15 protein-coding genes are annotated in these 15,754 nt (G+C 72.7%); 7 read left to right on the top strand and 8 right to left on the bottom strand.

The annotated features are described in order from the left end of the window. The 3 genes from J8N05_RS47825 to J8N05_RS46285 all read right to left on the bottom strand — a co-directional run. On the bottom strand, positions 1 to 153 hold a 153-nt coding region (locus J8N05_RS47825), incomplete at its 3' end, for a response regulator transcription factor (protein WP_407700021.1). An 88-nt stretch (positions 154 to 241) separates the two neighbouring features. Next, positions 242 to 706: a cyclic nucleotide-binding domain-containing protein gene (locus tag J8N05_RS46290; protein WP_210894029.1), complete on the bottom strand. Its 465-nt coding sequence runs from the start codon at positions 704 to 706 to the stop codon at positions 242 to 244. A 209-nt stretch (positions 707 to 915) separates the two neighbouring features. Beyond that, complete coding sequence (locus tag J8N05_RS46285; RefSeq protein WP_210894027.1) at positions 916 to 1,530, bottom strand: Rv1733c family protein; 615 nt, start codon at positions 1,528 to 1,530, stop codon at positions 916 to 918. A 336-nt stretch (positions 1,531 to 1,866) separates the two neighbouring features. Here J8N05_RS46285 and J8N05_RS46280 point away from each other — a divergent pair, with 336 nt between their 5' ends. After that, the gene (locus tag J8N05_RS46280; RefSeq protein WP_210894025.1) at positions 1,867 to 4,293 is read left to right on the top strand and encodes a phosphoketolase family protein; all 2,427 of its coding nucleotides are present in this window, start codon (positions 1,867 to 1,869) and stop codon (positions 4,291 to 4,293) included. Between the two features lie 82 nt (positions 4,294 to 4,375). Continuing rightward, positions 4,376 to 5,425 carry a universal stress protein gene (locus J8N05_RS46275; protein ID WP_247706986.1) on the top strand — a complete coding sequence of 350 codons (1,050 nt, stop codon included), beginning with the start codon at positions 4,376 to 4,378 and terminating at the stop codon, positions 5,423 to 5,425. Between the two features lie 45 nt (positions 5,426 to 5,470). On the opposite strand, the gene J8N05_RS46270 is transcribed toward J8N05_RS46275, so the two are convergent. Next, positions 5,471 to 6,256, bottom strand: coding sequence for a ferredoxin reductase (locus tag J8N05_RS46270; protein WP_247706985.1), 786 nt, complete (start codon positions 6,254 to 6,256; stop codon positions 5,471 to 5,473). A 10-nt stretch (positions 6,257 to 6,266) separates the two neighbouring features. Continuing rightward, positions 6,267 to 6,872, bottom strand: a complete 606-nt coding sequence (locus J8N05_RS46265; RefSeq protein WP_210894021.1) for a sulfite oxidase-like oxidoreductase — start codon at positions 6,870 to 6,872, stop codon at positions 6,267 to 6,269. A gap of 254 nt (positions 6,873 to 7,126) precedes the next feature. Here J8N05_RS46265 and J8N05_RS46260 point away from each other — a divergent pair, with 254 nt between their 5' ends. Next, positions 7,127 to 8,047, top strand: coding sequence for a quinone oxidoreductase family protein (locus J8N05_RS46260; RefSeq protein ID WP_210894430.1), 921 nt, complete (start codon positions 7,127 to 7,129; stop codon positions 8,045 to 8,047). Next, positions 8,044 to 8,772, top strand: coding sequence for a GNAT family N-acetyltransferase (locus J8N05_RS46255; RefSeq protein WP_210894019.1), 729 nt, complete (start codon positions 8,044 to 8,046; stop codon positions 8,770 to 8,772). The genes J8N05_RS46260 and J8N05_RS46255 overlap by 4 nt, the downstream gene beginning before the upstream one ends. Positions 8,773 to 8,859: 87 nt before the next feature. Here J8N05_RS46255 and J8N05_RS46250 read toward each other — a convergent pair whose 3' ends face one another. Continuing rightward, complete coding sequence (locus J8N05_RS46250; protein ID WP_210894427.1) at positions 8,860 to 9,342, bottom strand: MarR family winged helix-turn-helix transcriptional regulator; 483 nt, start codon at positions 9,340 to 9,342, stop codon at positions 8,860 to 8,862. 261 nt (positions 9,343 to 9,603) lie between these two features. Between J8N05_RS46250 and J8N05_RS46245 the strand changes: the two genes are divergently transcribed. From J8N05_RS46245 to J8N05_RS46235, 3 genes are all read left to right on the top strand, one after another. Then, a complete protein-coding gene (locus tag J8N05_RS46245; RefSeq protein ID WP_210894018.1) occupies positions 9,604 to 10,404 on the top strand; it encodes a putative protein N(5)-glutamine methyltransferase in 801 nt (266 codons plus the stop codon). 670 nt (positions 10,405 to 11,074) lie between these two features. Next, positions 11,075 to 13,090, top strand: a complete 2,016-nt coding sequence (locus J8N05_RS46240; protein ID WP_210894016.1) for an NADPH-dependent 2,4-dienoyl-CoA reductase — start codon at positions 11,075 to 11,077, stop codon at positions 13,088 to 13,090. 40 nt (positions 13,091 to 13,130) lie between these two features. After that, positions 13,131 to 13,688, top strand: coding sequence for a PadR family transcriptional regulator (locus tag J8N05_RS46235; RefSeq protein ID WP_210894015.1), 558 nt, complete (start codon positions 13,131 to 13,133; stop codon positions 13,686 to 13,688). Between the two features lie 55 nt (positions 13,689 to 13,743). Here the strand turns inward: J8N05_RS46235 and J8N05_RS46230 are convergent, their stop codons facing one another. Both J8N05_RS46230 and J8N05_RS46225 read right to left on the bottom strand, forming a co-directional pair. Next, complete coding sequence (locus J8N05_RS46230) at positions 13,744 to 14,310, bottom strand: hypothetical protein (protein ID WP_210894012.1); 567 nt, start codon at positions 14,308 to 14,310, stop codon at positions 13,744 to 13,746. A 162-nt stretch (positions 14,311 to 14,472) separates the two neighbouring features. Further along, a complete protein-coding gene (locus tag J8N05_RS46225) occupies positions 14,473 to 15,471 on the bottom strand; it encodes a fibronectin type III domain-containing protein (RefSeq protein ID WP_210894011.1) in 999 nt (332 codons plus the stop codon). Between the last annotated feature and the right edge of the window lie 283 nt (positions 15,472 to 15,754).

Raw genomic sequence — 15,754 nt, 5'->3', positions numbered from 1 at the left:
CAGCGCCTGGGCGCCGGTGGCGGCCTCCCCGACGACCTCCATGTCGGGCTCGGCGTCCAGCAGATCGTGCAGTCCCCGGCGCACGACCTCGTGGTCGTCGAGAAGGAAGATCCGGACCGGTGCCCTGCCGGGCACGTTCTGACGGTCGGCCATGACCACGACTCCCTGGGGGCTGGGCCGTCCCGGCCGAGCGCCGCGCACCGGGCGGGACGCCGGCAGGGCCGAACGGGCCTTCGGAGACTCAGCGGGAAGCACCGCTGCCGTCGGGGGCGTACAGGTCGAGCAGCCGGGTGCGGGCGGTGTGCAGGCGCCGGGAGAGCACCCGTCCGACCCACTGCCCGACCGCCGTGCCGAGGGCCGGGTCGGACTGGCACATCAGACGTACGGTCGACGCGTCCAGCTCGTACGCCTCGACCGCGGACACCGCCTCCGCGCCCAGCTGCCACACATAGGGCGGGAACAGCCAGGACCAGCCGACGAGTTCACCGTGGCCGAGGGTGTCGATGACGGGCGAGCCGCGGCCGGGAACGCGCAGGTCGAGGGCCACGGTTCCGGTGCGCACGATCCAGAAGTGGTCGGCCCGCCCTCCTTCCTCGAAGACGCGTGTGCCCGGTGCGAACGACACCTCCCGAGCGAGCCGCATCAGGCGATGTGTCTGCTCGGCGGGCAGGGCCTCGGACAGTCGGGGAGTGGAGGTTGCGAGCATGCGGGTCCCCTTTCTGGAGTGCCGCGAACATCGCGTCGGGACACCTCCAGGATCCTGGGCGCCGCTCTCCGGGGACAGGGACCAACCGGTCCCGACAGGGGCCAACAGGTCCCGTTCCAGGGCTGGTGGGCCCGGTCGTCATGGACGGCCGGACCGCTTTCGTCGCCGCCCGGCCGTCGCTCTCCGCGCCGTTCGGCCCGTCCCGCCCGTCAGGTCCGGTCCCGCGCCCATTCAGGCCCCGTAAGGGCCCACTCCCGTTCCCATTCGGCCAGCCGACGGCGTGCGGCGACCCGGCGTATCAGGGCGTGCAGGGCCAGTACGCCGCCCGCGGCCACCCCCGCGGCACAGGCGCCCACGGCCAGCCCGTGCTGCCAGACCACCGTGTCGCTCGTCGGAGCCGGGACGACCCGGTCCTGGCGGTCCAGCCAGATGTACGTGCGGTCGCCGGCCCCGGCCCCGGCGGGCACCCGGGTCTCACCCGTGCGCGCCCGCTCACCCGGCTCCGTCCAGCGGACGCTCACCCGCTTGACCGGCCGCCGGTCGCCCTCGCCGCCGGCCGCGGAGGTGTGCGCCCCCTCGACGATCGTCGCGAGCACCCGGTGGCGTTCGGCCCGCTGCTCCACCGCCGTGGACCGCGCCCCGTCGTACGCCCACCAGCCCGCCGCCAGCCCGGCGAGCGGCGTACCGGCCCACAGCACGACGGAGACGACCAGCGCGGTCCACGCCTCCACCACGTCCGTACGGCGGCACAGCGGACTGTGCCGCCAGCGCCGCCCGATCACCCGCGCCCGCTTCTCGCTCGCCCGTTGTTCCCGCGTCCGCATGTCCCGCCTCCTCAGCACCCGCGGCCGTGCCGCGCCGCCCGAGCCACCCCCGTACATCGTGCGTGTGCCCCGTGAAGGCCGAACGGATCCTCCCAGGGGCCGGTTTGGCCCTCCCGTCCGCCGGGCGGTCGGTGCGAACGTCACGAGGGCGGCCGGAGCAGGGCCCGGCACCGAGCACCACGGCCACCGCACGGAGCGCCGGCCACTGCCACGAACGGCCGAACAACCCGTCCTTCCACGACTGATCGGCGCCCCGTGTGGAACCCGCGTCCCACCCCCTCAAAACCGCCGCAACCCCGGGAACCCCCGCAACCCTCTGAACAGGAGTCCCTCACCATGGCCAAGGACCGCATGGCGGCGCTCGACGCGCACTGGCGTGCCGCGAACTACCTGGCCGTCGGTCAGATCTACCTCCTCGGCAACCCGCTGCTGACCGAGCCGCTCAAGCCCGAACACATCAAGCCGCGGCTGCTCGGACACTGGGGGACCTCGCCCGGCCTCAACCTGGTGCACACCCACCTCAACCGTGTCGTCGTCGAGCGCGATCTCGACGCGATCTGTGTGTGGGGCCCCGGCCACGGCGGCCCCGCGGTCCTCGCGAACTCCTGGCTCGAAGGCAGCTACACCCAGACGTACCCGGACGTCACCCGGGACGCCTCCGGCATGGAACGCCTCTTCCGGCAGTTCTCCTTTCCCGGCGGGGTCCCCAGCCATGTCGCCCCCGAGACCCCGGGCTCCCTCCACGAGGGCGGCGAGCTGGGCTACTCGCTCGCCCACGCCTACGGGGCCGCCTTCGACAACCCGGACCTCCTGGTCACCTGTGTGATCGGGGACGGTGAGGCCGAGACGGGACCCCTCGCCGGCTCCTGGCACTCCAACAAGTTCCTCGACCCGGTGCACGACGGCGCCGTCCTGCCGGTCCTGCACCTCAACGGCTACAAGATCGCCAACCCCACGGTGCTCGCCCGGCTGCCGCGCGCCGAACTCGACGAACTCCTGCGGGGCTACGGCCACGACCCCATCCATGTGTCGGGCGATGACCCCCGCCGCGTCCACCGGGAGCTCGCGAAGGCGATGGACCAGGCACTGGACCGCATCGCCGAGATCCAGCAGGAGGCCCGCGGCGGGAGCACCGGCGGGGGCGGCAGGGGGCAGAGCGGCAAGGCCCGGAGCGGCAGGGGCCGCGGCGGCACGGGCGGGGGCGCGGGGAGCGGGCGGGCCCGCTGGCCCATGATCGTCCTGCGGACCCCGAAGGGCTGGACCGGCCCGGCCGAGGTCGACGGGGAGCCGGTCGAGGGCACCTGGCGCTCCCACCAGGTCCCGCTCGCCGGGGTCCGCGAGAACCCCGAGCACCTGCGGCAACTGGAGGCCTGGCTGCGCTCGTACCGCCCCGAGGAGCTCTTCGACGCCGAGGGGCGTCCCACCTCCCTCGTCCTGGACTGCGTGCCCGAGGGCTCCCGCCGCCTCGGCGCCAACCCGCACACGAACGGCGGTCTGCTGCTGACCTCGCTGCCCCTGCCGGACCTGGACGACTTCGCCGTCCCCGTGGACAAGCCCGGCGCGAGCACCCACGAGCCCACCCGGGTCCTCGGCGGCATGCTCGCCCGCGTCATGGCCGACACGTCCGAGCGGCGCAACTTCCGGGTCGTGGGCCCCGACGAGACCGAGTCGAACCGCCTGGGCGCGCTGTACGAGGCGACCGGCAAGGCCTGGCAGGCGGAGACCCTCGACACCGACGAACATCTGGCACGCGACGGCCGCGTGATCGAGATCCTCTCCGAACACCTCTGCCAGGGCTGGCTGGAGGGCTATCTCCTCACCGGACGGCACGGTCTGTTCTCGTCGTACGAGGCGTTCGTGCACATCGTCGACTCCATGGTCAACCAGCACATCAAGTGGCTCAAGACCTCGCGGGAACTGCCGTGGCGGGCACCCCTCGCATCCCTCAATTACCTGCTGACCTCGCACGTCTGGCGCCAGGACCACAACGGCTTCTCCCACCAGGACCCGGGCTTCGTCGACCACGTCCTCAACAAGAGCCCGGAGGTCGTACGGGTCTATCTGCCGCCGGACGCCAACACCCTGCTGTCGGTGGCGGACCACGCCCTGCGCAGCCGCGACCACGTGAACGTGATCGTCGCCGGGAAGCAGCCCTGCTTCGACTGGCTGTCCATGGAGCAGGCCCGCGCCCACTGCGCCCGCGGCGCGGGCATCTGGGAGTGGGCCGGCACGGAGAACGGGAACCGCGAACCGGACGTGGTGCTGGCCTGCGCCGGAGACGTACCCACCCAGGAGGTCCTCGCCGCCGCCGCGCTGCTGCGCACCCATCTGCCCGACCTGGCGGTCCGGGTCGTCAACGTCGTCGACATCGCCCGGCTGATGCCGCAGGGCGAGCACCCGCACGGCATGGCCGACTCCGAGTACGACGCCCTCTTCACCGCGGACAAGCCGGTGATCTTCGCCTACCACGGCTATCCCTGGCTGATCCACCGGCTGGCCTACCGGCGCACCGGCCACGCCAACCTCCATGTACGCGGCTACAAGGAGTCGGGCACCACCACGACCCCCTTCGACATGGTCGTCCGCAACAGCCTCGACCGGTACCGCCTCGTCATGGACGTCATCGACCGTGTCCCGGGCCTCGCTGTCCGCGCAGCCGCCGTACGCCAGCGCATGACCGATGTGCACACCCGTCACGAGGCCTGGATCCGCGAGCACGGCACCGACCTGCCGGAGGTCGCCGAGTGGACCTGGTCCGGCTGACGAGGACGAGAGGACCGAAGGCCGGGGACCGAAGGCCGAACACCGGAAGAACATGCGTGATGAACAGGGAAGGGCCCGCACCATGAGAAGGGACATCCGAACCGTCACCGTGGGCGTCGACGGCTCCCGCGCCGGGCTCGACGCCGCCGACTGGGCGGCCCGCGAGGCCGAGCGCCGCCGTCTCACCCTGCGGCTGCTGCACGCGGGCGGCGAACCCACCGCCTCCGTGCCCGTCCCCGGGTCCGGCCTCGGACCCACTCCCGTCCCCGGGGCCGCGCCCGGATGCGTACCCCGCCCCCGGGCACGCGGGGCACGCACCCGTCCGGCCCTTGAGCAGCCGGCGGTCCCGGCCCGCGAGCTCCAGCGGGGCATCCTCGACCGGGCCGCCGTACGACTCTCCTACGCGCACCCGACGTTGCAGATCGCCGCCCGTCGTACCGACACCCCCGCACTTCCGGCGCTGCTCGAAGCCGCCACCGAGTCCGAGACGGTGGTTCTCGGCTCACGCGGCTTCAGCGGGTTCACCGGTTTCCTGGTCGGCTCGGTCGCGCTCGCCGTCGCCGCGGACGCCGCGTGTCCCGTGGTGCTCGTCCGCGCGGGCGAACTCCCCCCGGACGAGCGCGTACCGGAGGAGCGCGTACCGGAGGAGCGCGTACCGGACGAGCGCGTACCGGACGACGCGGGCGGCGACACCACCTCGCCCGCCCGGACCCCGTACCTGCCGGTGGTCCTCGGGCTCGACCTGGAGGAACCGGCCGACGAACTCATCGGTTACGCCTTCGACGCGGCCGGTGTCCGGGCCGCGCCCCTGCACGTCGTGCACGCCTGGACGCTGCCGCCCCTGCGCGAGGGTGCCGGCGGCGCGGGGGAGCCCGGCGACACGGCCGCGCAGCAGGACGCCAGGGAACGCTTCCTGGCGGCGGCCCTGGGACCCTGGCGCCACAAGTTCCCGCAGACCGAGGTCTCGGAGGAGGTCGTGTACGGGCACGCCGGCCACCATCTCCTGAAGGCGTCGACGCGAGCGGGGCTGCTCGTCGTCGGCCGCTCCGTGGCCGGCGCGGGACTGGGCCGGGCGGCGCACTCCCTGGTCCACCACTCCACGTGCCCGGTCGCCGTGGTCCCTCACGACTGACGGCCCCGGGGCCGGGCTCGCACGCGGGCCCGGGCTCCGGAGCGGTCAGCCGAAGCGTTCGATCCGGATACGGTCCACCGGCTGGCCCGCGTCCACCAGCAGCCGGGAGGCGTGCTCGGCGAACCCGTTCGAGCCGCACACATAGGCTTCCCACCCACTATCGGGCCCGTCGGCCAGGAGTCGCGCCACATGTGCGGCCGCCACACGGCCCACGGCCACACCCTCGGGGGCGCTGCGCGTGAACACCGGAGTGGTCTCGGCGCCGTACTCCGAGGCGTAGATCAGCTCCTCGGGAGCGCGGGCCGACACCAGCAGCCGCAGGGGCACCGTCAGGTTCCGCGCACGGTGGTGGCGGACCATCGACATCAGCGGTACGACACCGGAGCCCGCGCCGATCAGCAGGGCGGGCCGGTCGCCGGGCCAGGCGAAGAACCCGCTGAGCGGTCCGCGCAGCTCGACCTCGTCGCCGGGCTTGGCGACCGTGTGGAACCAGCCCGACACCTCACCGCCGTCGACGTGGTCGAGGGTGAGTTCGACGTGGCCGTCGTCGTCGGGGGGCGAGGCGATCGAGTAGTGCCGCTGGGCGACGTAACCGTCCTCGGCCCGCAGCCGGAGCATCAGATGCTGGCCGGGCAGATGCCCCGCCCACGCGGGAACGGCGAACCGGAAGGTCGACGCATGCGGTGTCTCCCGGCGGATCTCGGTGAGGGTGGCGCACTGCCAGGTGGCCGCGGCGCGGTTGCTCACGGCGATCCGGCCGGGCACCGCGAACCGGGTCGCGGGCGCGGAGGCCACCGAGGCCGCCGAAGACATGGAGGTCGTCGAAGACATGGAGGTCGTCTCAGTCACCGGAGTAGCGCTGCTCTTCCCAGGGGTTGCCGCGGTGGTGGTAGCCGTTCTGCTCCCAGAAACCCGGCTCGTCGTGGTCGAGGAGCCGGATGCCCGCGATCCACTTGGCGCTCTTCCAGAAGTACAGGTGCGGCACGATCAGCCGTGCGGGGCCACCGTGCTCGGCGGGCAGCGGCCGGTCCCCGTACTCCCAGACGATCCAGGCCCGTCCGCCGGTCAGATCGGCGAGCGGCAGGTTCGTGGTGTAGCCCGTGTGCGAGTAGGCGACCGCGTGGGTGGCCTCGGCGGTCGGGCGGGCGAGATCGAGGAACGTGTCGAGCGACACCCCCGCGAACCGCACCCCGAACTTCGACCAGCTCGTCACGCAGTGGATGTCGCCCTCGTAGGCGGACGGCGGCAGCGCGTGCGCCTCGTCCCAGTTCCAGGTGCGCTTCTCGGCGACCAGCCCGTCGACGGTGAACGTCCACTGCGAGGTCGCCAGCTCCGGCGTGACCTCCGCGGACAGGACGGGCCAGTCGTCGCGGGCGTCGTACTGGCCGGGCGGCAGTCCGTCGTTGCGGACGCGCGGGCGCCCGGCGAAGCCCCGGGTGACGTTCATCGGGTCACGTTCATGCGAGTGGTGCCTCCAGGCCGGCCGGACGGCGGCCCTTGATCGTTGCGTACGCCCTCCACGGTACCGGGACCGCCGGGGGCACCCCACCGGGGATCATTGCCGCCGTATGAACACTCGCGGGGTCCGGACGCTTCCGGGAATAGCCGCACCCGCGATCTCCCTTGCCGATAGTGGCCGGCCAGTCGCCACCCCATGGCCGGCCGGTGCCCTCATCGGTGTGAAGGAGAGTGACGGAGCAAATGCCCAAGGCGTACGTCTTCACCCAGTACGGCGGTCCGGAGACCGAGGCCCTCGTCGAACAGGACCGGCCGAGCCCCGGGCCCGGCCAGCTGCTGGTCGCCGTCCGGGCGGCGGGCGTCAACCCCGTCGACTGGAAGCAGCGCACCGGCTACCAGCGGCCAGGCCAGCAGCGGCGTGAGCTGCCCGCCGTCCTCGGCAACGAGGCCGCCGGTGTCGTCGAGGAGATCGGCGAGGGAGTCACGGGCTTCGCGGTCGGCGACGAGGTCTTCGGCAACCCCGTGGCCGGCGGCTACGCCCAGTACGCACTGTTCCCGGTGGCCGTGACCGCGCACAAGCCCGCCGCTGTCTCCTTCACCGACGCGGCCGCCCTGCCCGTCGCGGCGGCCACCGCCTACGACGGCGTACGCCAGCTGGCCCTGCCGACGGGCGCGACCCTGCTGGTCACGGGCGCGGGCGGCGGGGTGGGCGTCGCGGTCGCCCAGATCGCCCGCGCCGACGGACTGAACGTCATCGGTGTGGCGAGCGAGGGCAAGAAGGACCTGGTCGAGTCGCTCGGCGCCGCGCACGTGCCGTCCGGCCCCGACTTCGCCGACGGCGTCCGGGCCCTGGCCCCCGACGGCGTGGACGCGGTGTACGACCTGGTGGGCGGCGAGGTCCTGGAGGCCGCGGCCGAACTGGTGAAGGACCGCGCCAGGCTGATCACCGCGGGCGGCAAGGACATCGTGGAGGGCCTCGGCGGCTCGCCCGTCGTACGGGCCCGTACCGCCGCGGTCCTCGACGAGGTGGTCCGGCTCGTCGTCGACGGCAGGCTCGACCCGCTGGTCACGCGGACGTTCCCCCTCGAAGAGGCCGCCGAAGCGCTGCGTACCGTCGAAGAGGGCCACGCCCGCGGCAAGGTCGTGATCGAGGTCGCGGAATGAGCGTCACGCCCCACGTCCTGGACAACCCCGCACGGGCGTCGCTGACCGGCCCGCACGCCCACTTCGCCGAACGCCGCGGCCGGGTGCTGCGCTACCAGGCCGACGTGTCGCCCTGGCTGGCGCTGCCCGACGACCCCGGCGCCGACGACTGGGCCGATGTCGCGGCGCTCGCCGGGCCGGGCAAGGAGATCGCGCTGCCCGGCTTCCGCGGGGAGATCCCGCAGGGGTGGGAGATCACGTTCCGCGGGGAGGGCGTGCAGTTCGTCGACGACGGTCTGGCCGCCGCGCCGGACCCGGAGGCCGTACGGCTGGGCCCCGCCGACGTACCGGAGATGCTGGCCCTCGTGGAGCGGACCAGACCGGGCCCGTTCCTGCCGCGCACGGTCGAACTCGGCACCTACCTCGGCATACGCCGGGGCGGGGTCCTGGTCGCCATGGCGGGGGAGCGGCTGCATCCGCCCGGCTGGACGGAGATCAGCGCGGTCTGCACCGACGCCGCCGTCCGCGGTCAGGGCCTGGCGACCCGGCTGACGCTGGCGGTCGCGCACGGCATACGGGCCCGGGGCGAGACACCGTTCCTGCACGCGGCAGCGGACAACACCAATGCCCTGCGCCTCTACGAGTCGCTGGGCTTCCGGCTGCGGCGCAGGACGAGGTTCCTGGCGGCGCGGGTGCCGGAGCGGCCGGGCAGGGTGGAGGACGGGCGAGTGGTGGCGGTCGGCTGAGGGGCGGGAAGTGGGGGGCGGGGCCCGGGGTTGTGTGCCCGGGCGCCGCTGGTCAGCCGCTCGCGGGCAGGTGGCCCGGACGCGCGATCACGCCCGGCTCGGGGCCGGACGTGGCTCAGGGGCCGTGCCCGGGCCCGGCTCCGGGCCGCCTCCGGCCGCGTTGTACCGCTGCAGGTAGCCCGCGAACCGTCGCAGATCCTCCTCGGGCCAGCCCGACAGCCGCTCGCGGAAGGCCACCCGGCGGCTCGCGGTCACCTGGGCGAGGATCTCCGTCCCGGCCGCCGTGAGGTGCAGCACCTGGACGCGCTGGTCCTGCGGATCGGAGCGCCGCTCGATCAGCCCGGCGCCTTCGAGGGCCGACACCTGACGGCTGACCGTGGACTTGTCGAGCGCGTAGTGCGCGGCGAGATCGGTGGCACGGCAGCCGCCGCGCTCCTCCAGATGCCCGAGCAGCGTGTACGAGACCAGGGACAGCTCCGGGTGCAGACGGCCGGCCGAGGCCCGGGCGCGACGGGCGAAGGCCGTCATCTCGTGGTGGATGGTCTCGATGGCGATGTCGGCTGCGGTCACGTCGGCTGCGGTCACGGGTCTGCCCCTTCTCGGATGGTTGCACGCTACAACCATCAATTGCATGAGGCAATCAGAAGGCCTGCGTGTAATGTTGCCGTCCGGCTGAGAACTGCTCCAGCCGTCCGGACCAAGGAGGTGGGACCCATTACCGCTGTGTCAGTTCGGGTGCTCCCGCCTCGTGTCCTCCCCGGCATCAGGTGACCTAGGCCCTGCCGGCCTCGGAGAGCGCCCTTCGGTTTCCCGAAAGGCTCCTCGGCTTCCATGCCACCTTCTTACGCCCATGTCGTCACCGCGCTCCGCTCCGCGGGCTGTGTCTTCGCGGAGGACGAGGCACGACTCCTCCTCACCGCGGCCCGTACTCCGGCCGAACTCACCGCCTTGGTGGACGGTCGTGCGGCGGGCCGGCCGCTCGAACACGTCCTGGGCTGGGCCGAGTTCAGCGGTCTGCGGATCGCTGTGGAACCCGGCGTCTTCGTGCCGCGCCGCCGCACCGAGTTCCTGGTCGGGCAGGCCGTCGGGCTCGCCCTCGCCCTTGCCTCCGAGGCGCCGGTCGTCGTGGACCTGTGCTGCGGCTCGGGGGCGGTGGGCGCGGCGCTCGTGGCGTCGCTCCCCGCTGCCGAGCTGCATGCCGCCGACATCGACCCTGTGGCTGTGCGCTGCGCGCGCCGCAACGTCGGCGGACGCGGCCGGGTCTACGAGGGCGACCTCTTCGGACCCTTGCCACGCGGTCTGCGCGGGCGGATCGGGATCTTGGCCGCGAACGTGCCGTACGTGCCCAGCGGTGAGGTGGGGCTCCTGCCGCCGGAAGCCCGCGACCATGAACCGCTGGTCGCGCTCGACGGGGGAGGGGACGGGCTCGACGTCCTGCGCCGGGTGCTCGCGGAGGCGCCGGAGTGGCTGGCGCCCGGGGGAAGCCTGCTTGTCGAGACGAGCGAACGGCAGGCGGGCCCTGCTGTCGAGCTCTTCGCCGAGGCGGGCCTGATACCGCGGATCGAGACCTCGGAGGACCTGCCCGCCAACGTCATCATCGGCCGACGCGGGCTCGGAGGGGGCGGGGCTTGAGGCTTTGCGCGTGCGGGCCCGCTGTGGCCGACCGCGCAGTTCCCCGCGCCCCTGGAACCTGGGGGGTTGCCGAGGTTTGGTGTGTGCGGGTCCGTCGTGGCTGGTCGCGCAGTTCCCCGCGCCCCTGGAACCTGGGGGGTTGCCGCGGTTTTGTGTGTGCGGGTCCGTCGTGGTCGGCCGCGCAGTTCCCCGCGCCCCTAGAAGGCGCGACCCGCGCCACGAAGGGGCGCGAGGAACGGCGCGCCCAGCCAAGACGCTCCCGCAGACCGGATCGCTCCTGAGCCCCCCACCCCCTGCCTAACCACGACGTTCCCGCAGGTCGGATCGCTCCCGGACCCCCACCCCGTGAGGGGGCGCGGGGAACGGCGCGGCCAACCAAGACGCTCCCGCAGGCCGCATCGCTCCCGCGCCCCCCACCCCCTAAAGGGGCGCGGGGAACGGCGCGAGCAACCACAACGCTCCCGCACGTCGGATCATCCCCAGCCCCCACCCCCTAAACGGGCGCGGGGAACTGCGCTACCAGCCCCAGCGGACCCGCACCCACAAACGCCCCCCCAGCCCCCACGCGAGGTTCTCGTCACATTCAGGGCCCCACCCTTTTGCAACTAGTTGCATAAACCCCCGGGCGTCGTCTACAACCATGGAGACGACGCCGCGCACGGAGGGGCCAATGACCCACTACCCGCACCTGCTCAACCCGCTGAACCTCGGCTTCACCACCCTGCCGAACCGCGTACTCATGGGCTCCATGCACATAGGCCTGGAAGAGGCGGAACACGGCTTCACCCGCATGGCCGAGTTCTACGCGGCCAGAGCCCGCGGCGGCGTAGGCCTCATCGTCACCGGCGGCATCGCCCCCAACGAGGCGGGCCGCCCCTACGAGGGCGGCGCCAAACTCACCACCGAGGCGGAAGCGGAACAGCACGCCGAGATCACCGCCGCGGTACACCGCGAAGGCGGCAGGATCGCGATGCAGATCCTCCACTTCGGCCGCTACGCCTACCACCCCGACCTGGTCGCCCCCAGCGCACTCCAGGCCCCCATCAGCCCCTACACCCCCCGCGCCCTGACGGACGCCGAGGTCGAGCGGACCATCGACGACTACGCCCGCGCCGCCCGCCTCGCCAGGCGCGCCGGCTACGACGGCGTGGAGATCATGGGCTCCGAGGGCTACCTGATCAACGAGTTCATCGCCGCCGGGACCAACAAGCGCGACGACCGCTGGGGCGGCAGCTACGAGAACCGCACGCGCTTCCCCCTCGAAATCGTCCGCCGCGTACGCGAAGCCGTCGGCGACGACTTCATCGTCATCTACCGTCTGTCGATGCTGGACCTGGTCCCGGGCGGCTCCTCCCTCGACGAGGTGATCACCCTCGCCAAGGCCGTGGAGGCCGCCGGCGCGACCATCATCAACACCGGCATCGGCTGGCACGAGGCACGCATCCCCACCATCGCGACCTCGGTGCCGCGAGGCGCGTACACCTGGGTGACCAAGAAGGTCATGGGTGCCGTGTCGATCCCGCTCGTGACGACGAACCGCATCAACACCCCGGAACTGGCGGAGCAGTTGCTCGCGGACGGCCACGCGGACATGGTGTCGATGGCCCGCCCGATGCTCGCCGACCCCGACTTCGTCAGCAAGGCGAAGGCCGGCCGCCCCGAGGCCATCAACACCTGCATCGGCTGCAACCAGGCCTGCCTCGACCACACCTTCGGCGGAAAGATCACCTCCTGCCTGGTGAACCCGAGGGCCTGCCACGAGACGGAACTGGTCCTGGCCCCGACCCGTACCCGTAAGCGGATCGCCGTCGTGGGCGCGGGCCCGGCCGGACTCGCCTGCGCCGTCAGTGCCGCCGAACGCGGTCACGACGTCACCCTCTACGACGCCGCGGGCGAAATCGGCGGCCAGCTCAACGTGGCCCGCAAGGTCCCCGGCAAGCAGGAGTTCGACGAGACGATCCGCTACTTCCGCACCCAGCTCCAACTGCACGGCGTGGACGTCCGGTTGAACACCCCGGTGACCGCCGGCGACCTCGCCGCGTACGAGGAGGTCGTCGTCGCCACGGGCGTCGGCCCGCGTACCCCCGAGATCCCCGGCGTGGACCACCCCAGCGTCGTCGGATACCTCGACGTGCTGCGCGACGGCGCCCCCGTCGGCGACCGGGTCGCGATCCTCGGCGCGGGCGGCATCGGCTTCGACGTCGCCGAGTACCTGACCGACAGCGGCGACAAGGCGAGCGAGGACCCGGCGACGTACTTCCGGCACTGGGGTGTCGACATGGACTACCAGGCACCCGGAGGCCTCGCCGCCCCCGAGCGGCCGGCCCCGCCGCGCAGCGTCCACCTCCTGCAGCGCAAGGCGTCGAAGGTCGGCGCCGGGCTCGGTAAGACGACCGGCTGGATCCATCGCGCCGAGCTGAAGCACCGCGGAGTCACCATGGTCCCCGGTGTCCGGTACGACCGCATCGACGACGCCGGACTGCATGTCACCGTCGACGGCGAGAGCTCCGTCCTGCCGGTCGACACCATCGTGCTCTGCACGGGCCAGGAACCGCGCCGCGACCTGTACGAGGCACTGCGCGCCGCGGGCCGCAGCGTGCACCTCATCGGCGGCGCCGACGTGGCGGCCGAACTGGACGCCAAGCGGGCCATCAAGCAGGGCACTGAGCTGGCGGCGGCGCTGTAGGCCGCCGGATTCCGCGCGGACCCGTCCTTAGGATGACCCCATGTCACTCCCGCACGCGATCCTCACCGCCCTGCTTGAGAAGCCGTCGTCGGGGCTGGAGCTGACCCGCCGCTTCGACAAGTCGATCGGCTACTTCTGGTCGGCGACGCATCAGCAGATCTATCGCGAGCTGGGAAGACTGGAGGCCGAGGGCTCCATCAGGGCCCTCGCCTCCCAGCAGCCGGCCCGCGGCCAGAAGAAGCGGTACGAGGTCCTGCCGGCGGGCCGCGCCGAACTGGCCCGCTGGACCGCGGCCTCCCAGGACCCCAAGCCCCTGCGCGACACACTGCTGCTGCGGCTGCGCGCGGCGGCGGTGGTCGGCACCGCGGGCATCGGGGAGGATCTGCGCCGCCATCTCGACCTGCACCGGCGGCAGTTGGCGGAGTACGAGGAGATCCAGGAGCGCGACTTCCCACCCGGCAAGGACGCTCCCGCGGACCGGCTCCAGCATCTCGTCCTGCGTGCCGGGATCGACCTGGAGACCTTCTGGACGGGTTGGCTCACGCACGCGCTGGAGGAGTTCGAACGCATTCCGGCCGAGGGCTCCACGACACTCTGACCGGCGCTCGGTCACAGGTGGCGGGTCACAGCCGCCCCGGTCACAGGCGCCCCGGTCAGAGACGGTTCGGCTTGGAGCGCCGGCGCAGGACCCAGGCGGTGGCCCCGACCCCGGCGGCCACCAGGACCCCGCCGACCGCGTAGGTGACGGTGCCGTAGTCCTGACTGGTGCTGCCCATGCCGCCCATCACCCCGCGCGACGGTGACGCGGTGGCCGTCGGCGTCCTCGTCGCGGAGATCGTGGGTGTCGAGGCCGGCGACACGGTCACGGACTGCGTGCCCGCCGTCGACCCGTCGGCGCACACCACGACGACGGTGTACGTACCGGAGGTGACGCTCGACCAGGCCGCGGACTGACTGCCGCTGGTCCCGGACAGGGTCACCTGGCGTCCCTGCGCGAAGTTCGCCTGGCCGCTGGAGAGCAGCGAGGCGTTCCCCATCGATCCGTTGGACCTGGTGACGCACGCGGCGGTGGTCACCTGCACCGTCCCGCCACTGGTGGTCACATCGATCCCCGAGGCGGCCGCGGCGGCCACGCCGGGCACACCCGCGGTGAGGGCCAGCGGCAGCGCGGCGACCGCCACGGCCTGCCCGGAGCGGACGAGTGTCTGAGTGATACGCATAGGACTGCCCTCCGGCCAGCACGGTGGCGGTACATCCCATGAGCCGCCGAGGGTCGGGAACGCCCGTGCTGCCTTCGGACCGAGCCAATGCGACGGCCGCCGTTTCCGCATGCGGGCCAGGACCGTACAGGTGAACGGTTCCCCGGACGCAGGAATCCCGGCTCACGGCTGCCCGGTCGTCACCTTCCGCTCCGCCGAGAAGGCGCCCCACGTGCCGTCCGGCAGCTTCGCCCGGATCCGTACCCGCTGGGTGAGCCCGGCCTCCCGGCCCACGTAGAAGCTGTAGGTCGCCCGGCCGGGCGGAGGTGTCGCGCCCCAGACCAGCGAGGTGACCGGCTTCCGGTCGAGCTGGATCTGGTACTCCGTGATCACTCCGTCCACCTCCGGCTCGACCCAGGACAGGTCGAGGTAGTACGCCCCGTCCTTGCGGTGCGTGGTGGCACGGAACGCGGAGGGCGCCATGCCCGTCCCGGTGCCCGCGCCCTTCGCGCCGTCGGGGGCGGCCCCGGTGGTGATCCGGACGGCCTCGCTGGCGGGCGAGACGTTGTCCGCCGCGTCACGCGCCCGGACCGTGAAGGAGTAGCGCGTCCCCGGCCGCAGCCCGGTGACCACGGTCGCCGTCTGGGCACCGCCCACACTGTGGATCTTCGTGCCGCCCTGATAGACGTCGTACGAGGCCACGCCCAGGTCGTCCGTGGACCGGGTCCAGGACAGTTGCGCGGCCCGGCTCCCGACCGCCTTCCCGCCGGGCCGCTCCGGGCGGCTCGGGGCCCGCTCGTCGGCCGCGGTCGCGGCGGGCGTGGTGGCCCGGACCCGCTCGCTCGGCGGCCCCAGCCTGCCGTCGGCGTCCCGGGCCCGTACGGAGAAGGCGTACATGGTCGACGGCTTGAGCCTGGTGATGTCCACCATGTACTCGGAACCTGGCACTTCCTTCACCTTTGTGGTGCCGCGATACACCTCATAGCGGGTCACCGCCGGTTTTCCCGAGGCCCGGTTCCACATGACATGGACGCTGGTCGCGCTGCCCGCCGCCGCGGTGACCCCGGCAGGAGCGCCGGGAGGCCGGTCGTCCCCGCCCGGGTCCTCCCCGGTCAGACCGCAGGACACCGTCGTGAGCAGCGCGCCCCAGACCACGGCGGCTCGCAGGAGTACGCCTCGCACAGCCCTGCCCTCCCTCGACGTTTCCGCAACGAGATTGGTCCGGACCAATATGGCGTCCGATGCGGGGCCACAACAAGAGGGCCGCCGTTCGCGATTTCGGCCGTTCGTTACGTATGCTGATCCTCTGAACGGCTGAACTGACCCATGTCGCAGGGAAGTTCATGCCGACGGTGCGGAACGCTGTCGTCGCTGATCCCGCGCCGGCGAGGGCGGCCGGGTGGCCGGAGGCATCGACGAATCCGGCCACCCGGCCCCCGACGACACGTCACCCGACACATCCCCC

It is taken from the genome of Streptomyces liliiviolaceus (assembly GCF_018070025.1).
GTDB classification, from domain to species: domain Bacteria; phylum Actinomycetota; class Actinomycetes; order Streptomycetales; family Streptomycetaceae; genus Streptomyces; species Streptomyces liliiviolaceus.
Note: the sequence above shows the minus strand (reverse complement) of the source record. Positions and strands in the feature narration are given on the sequence as shown.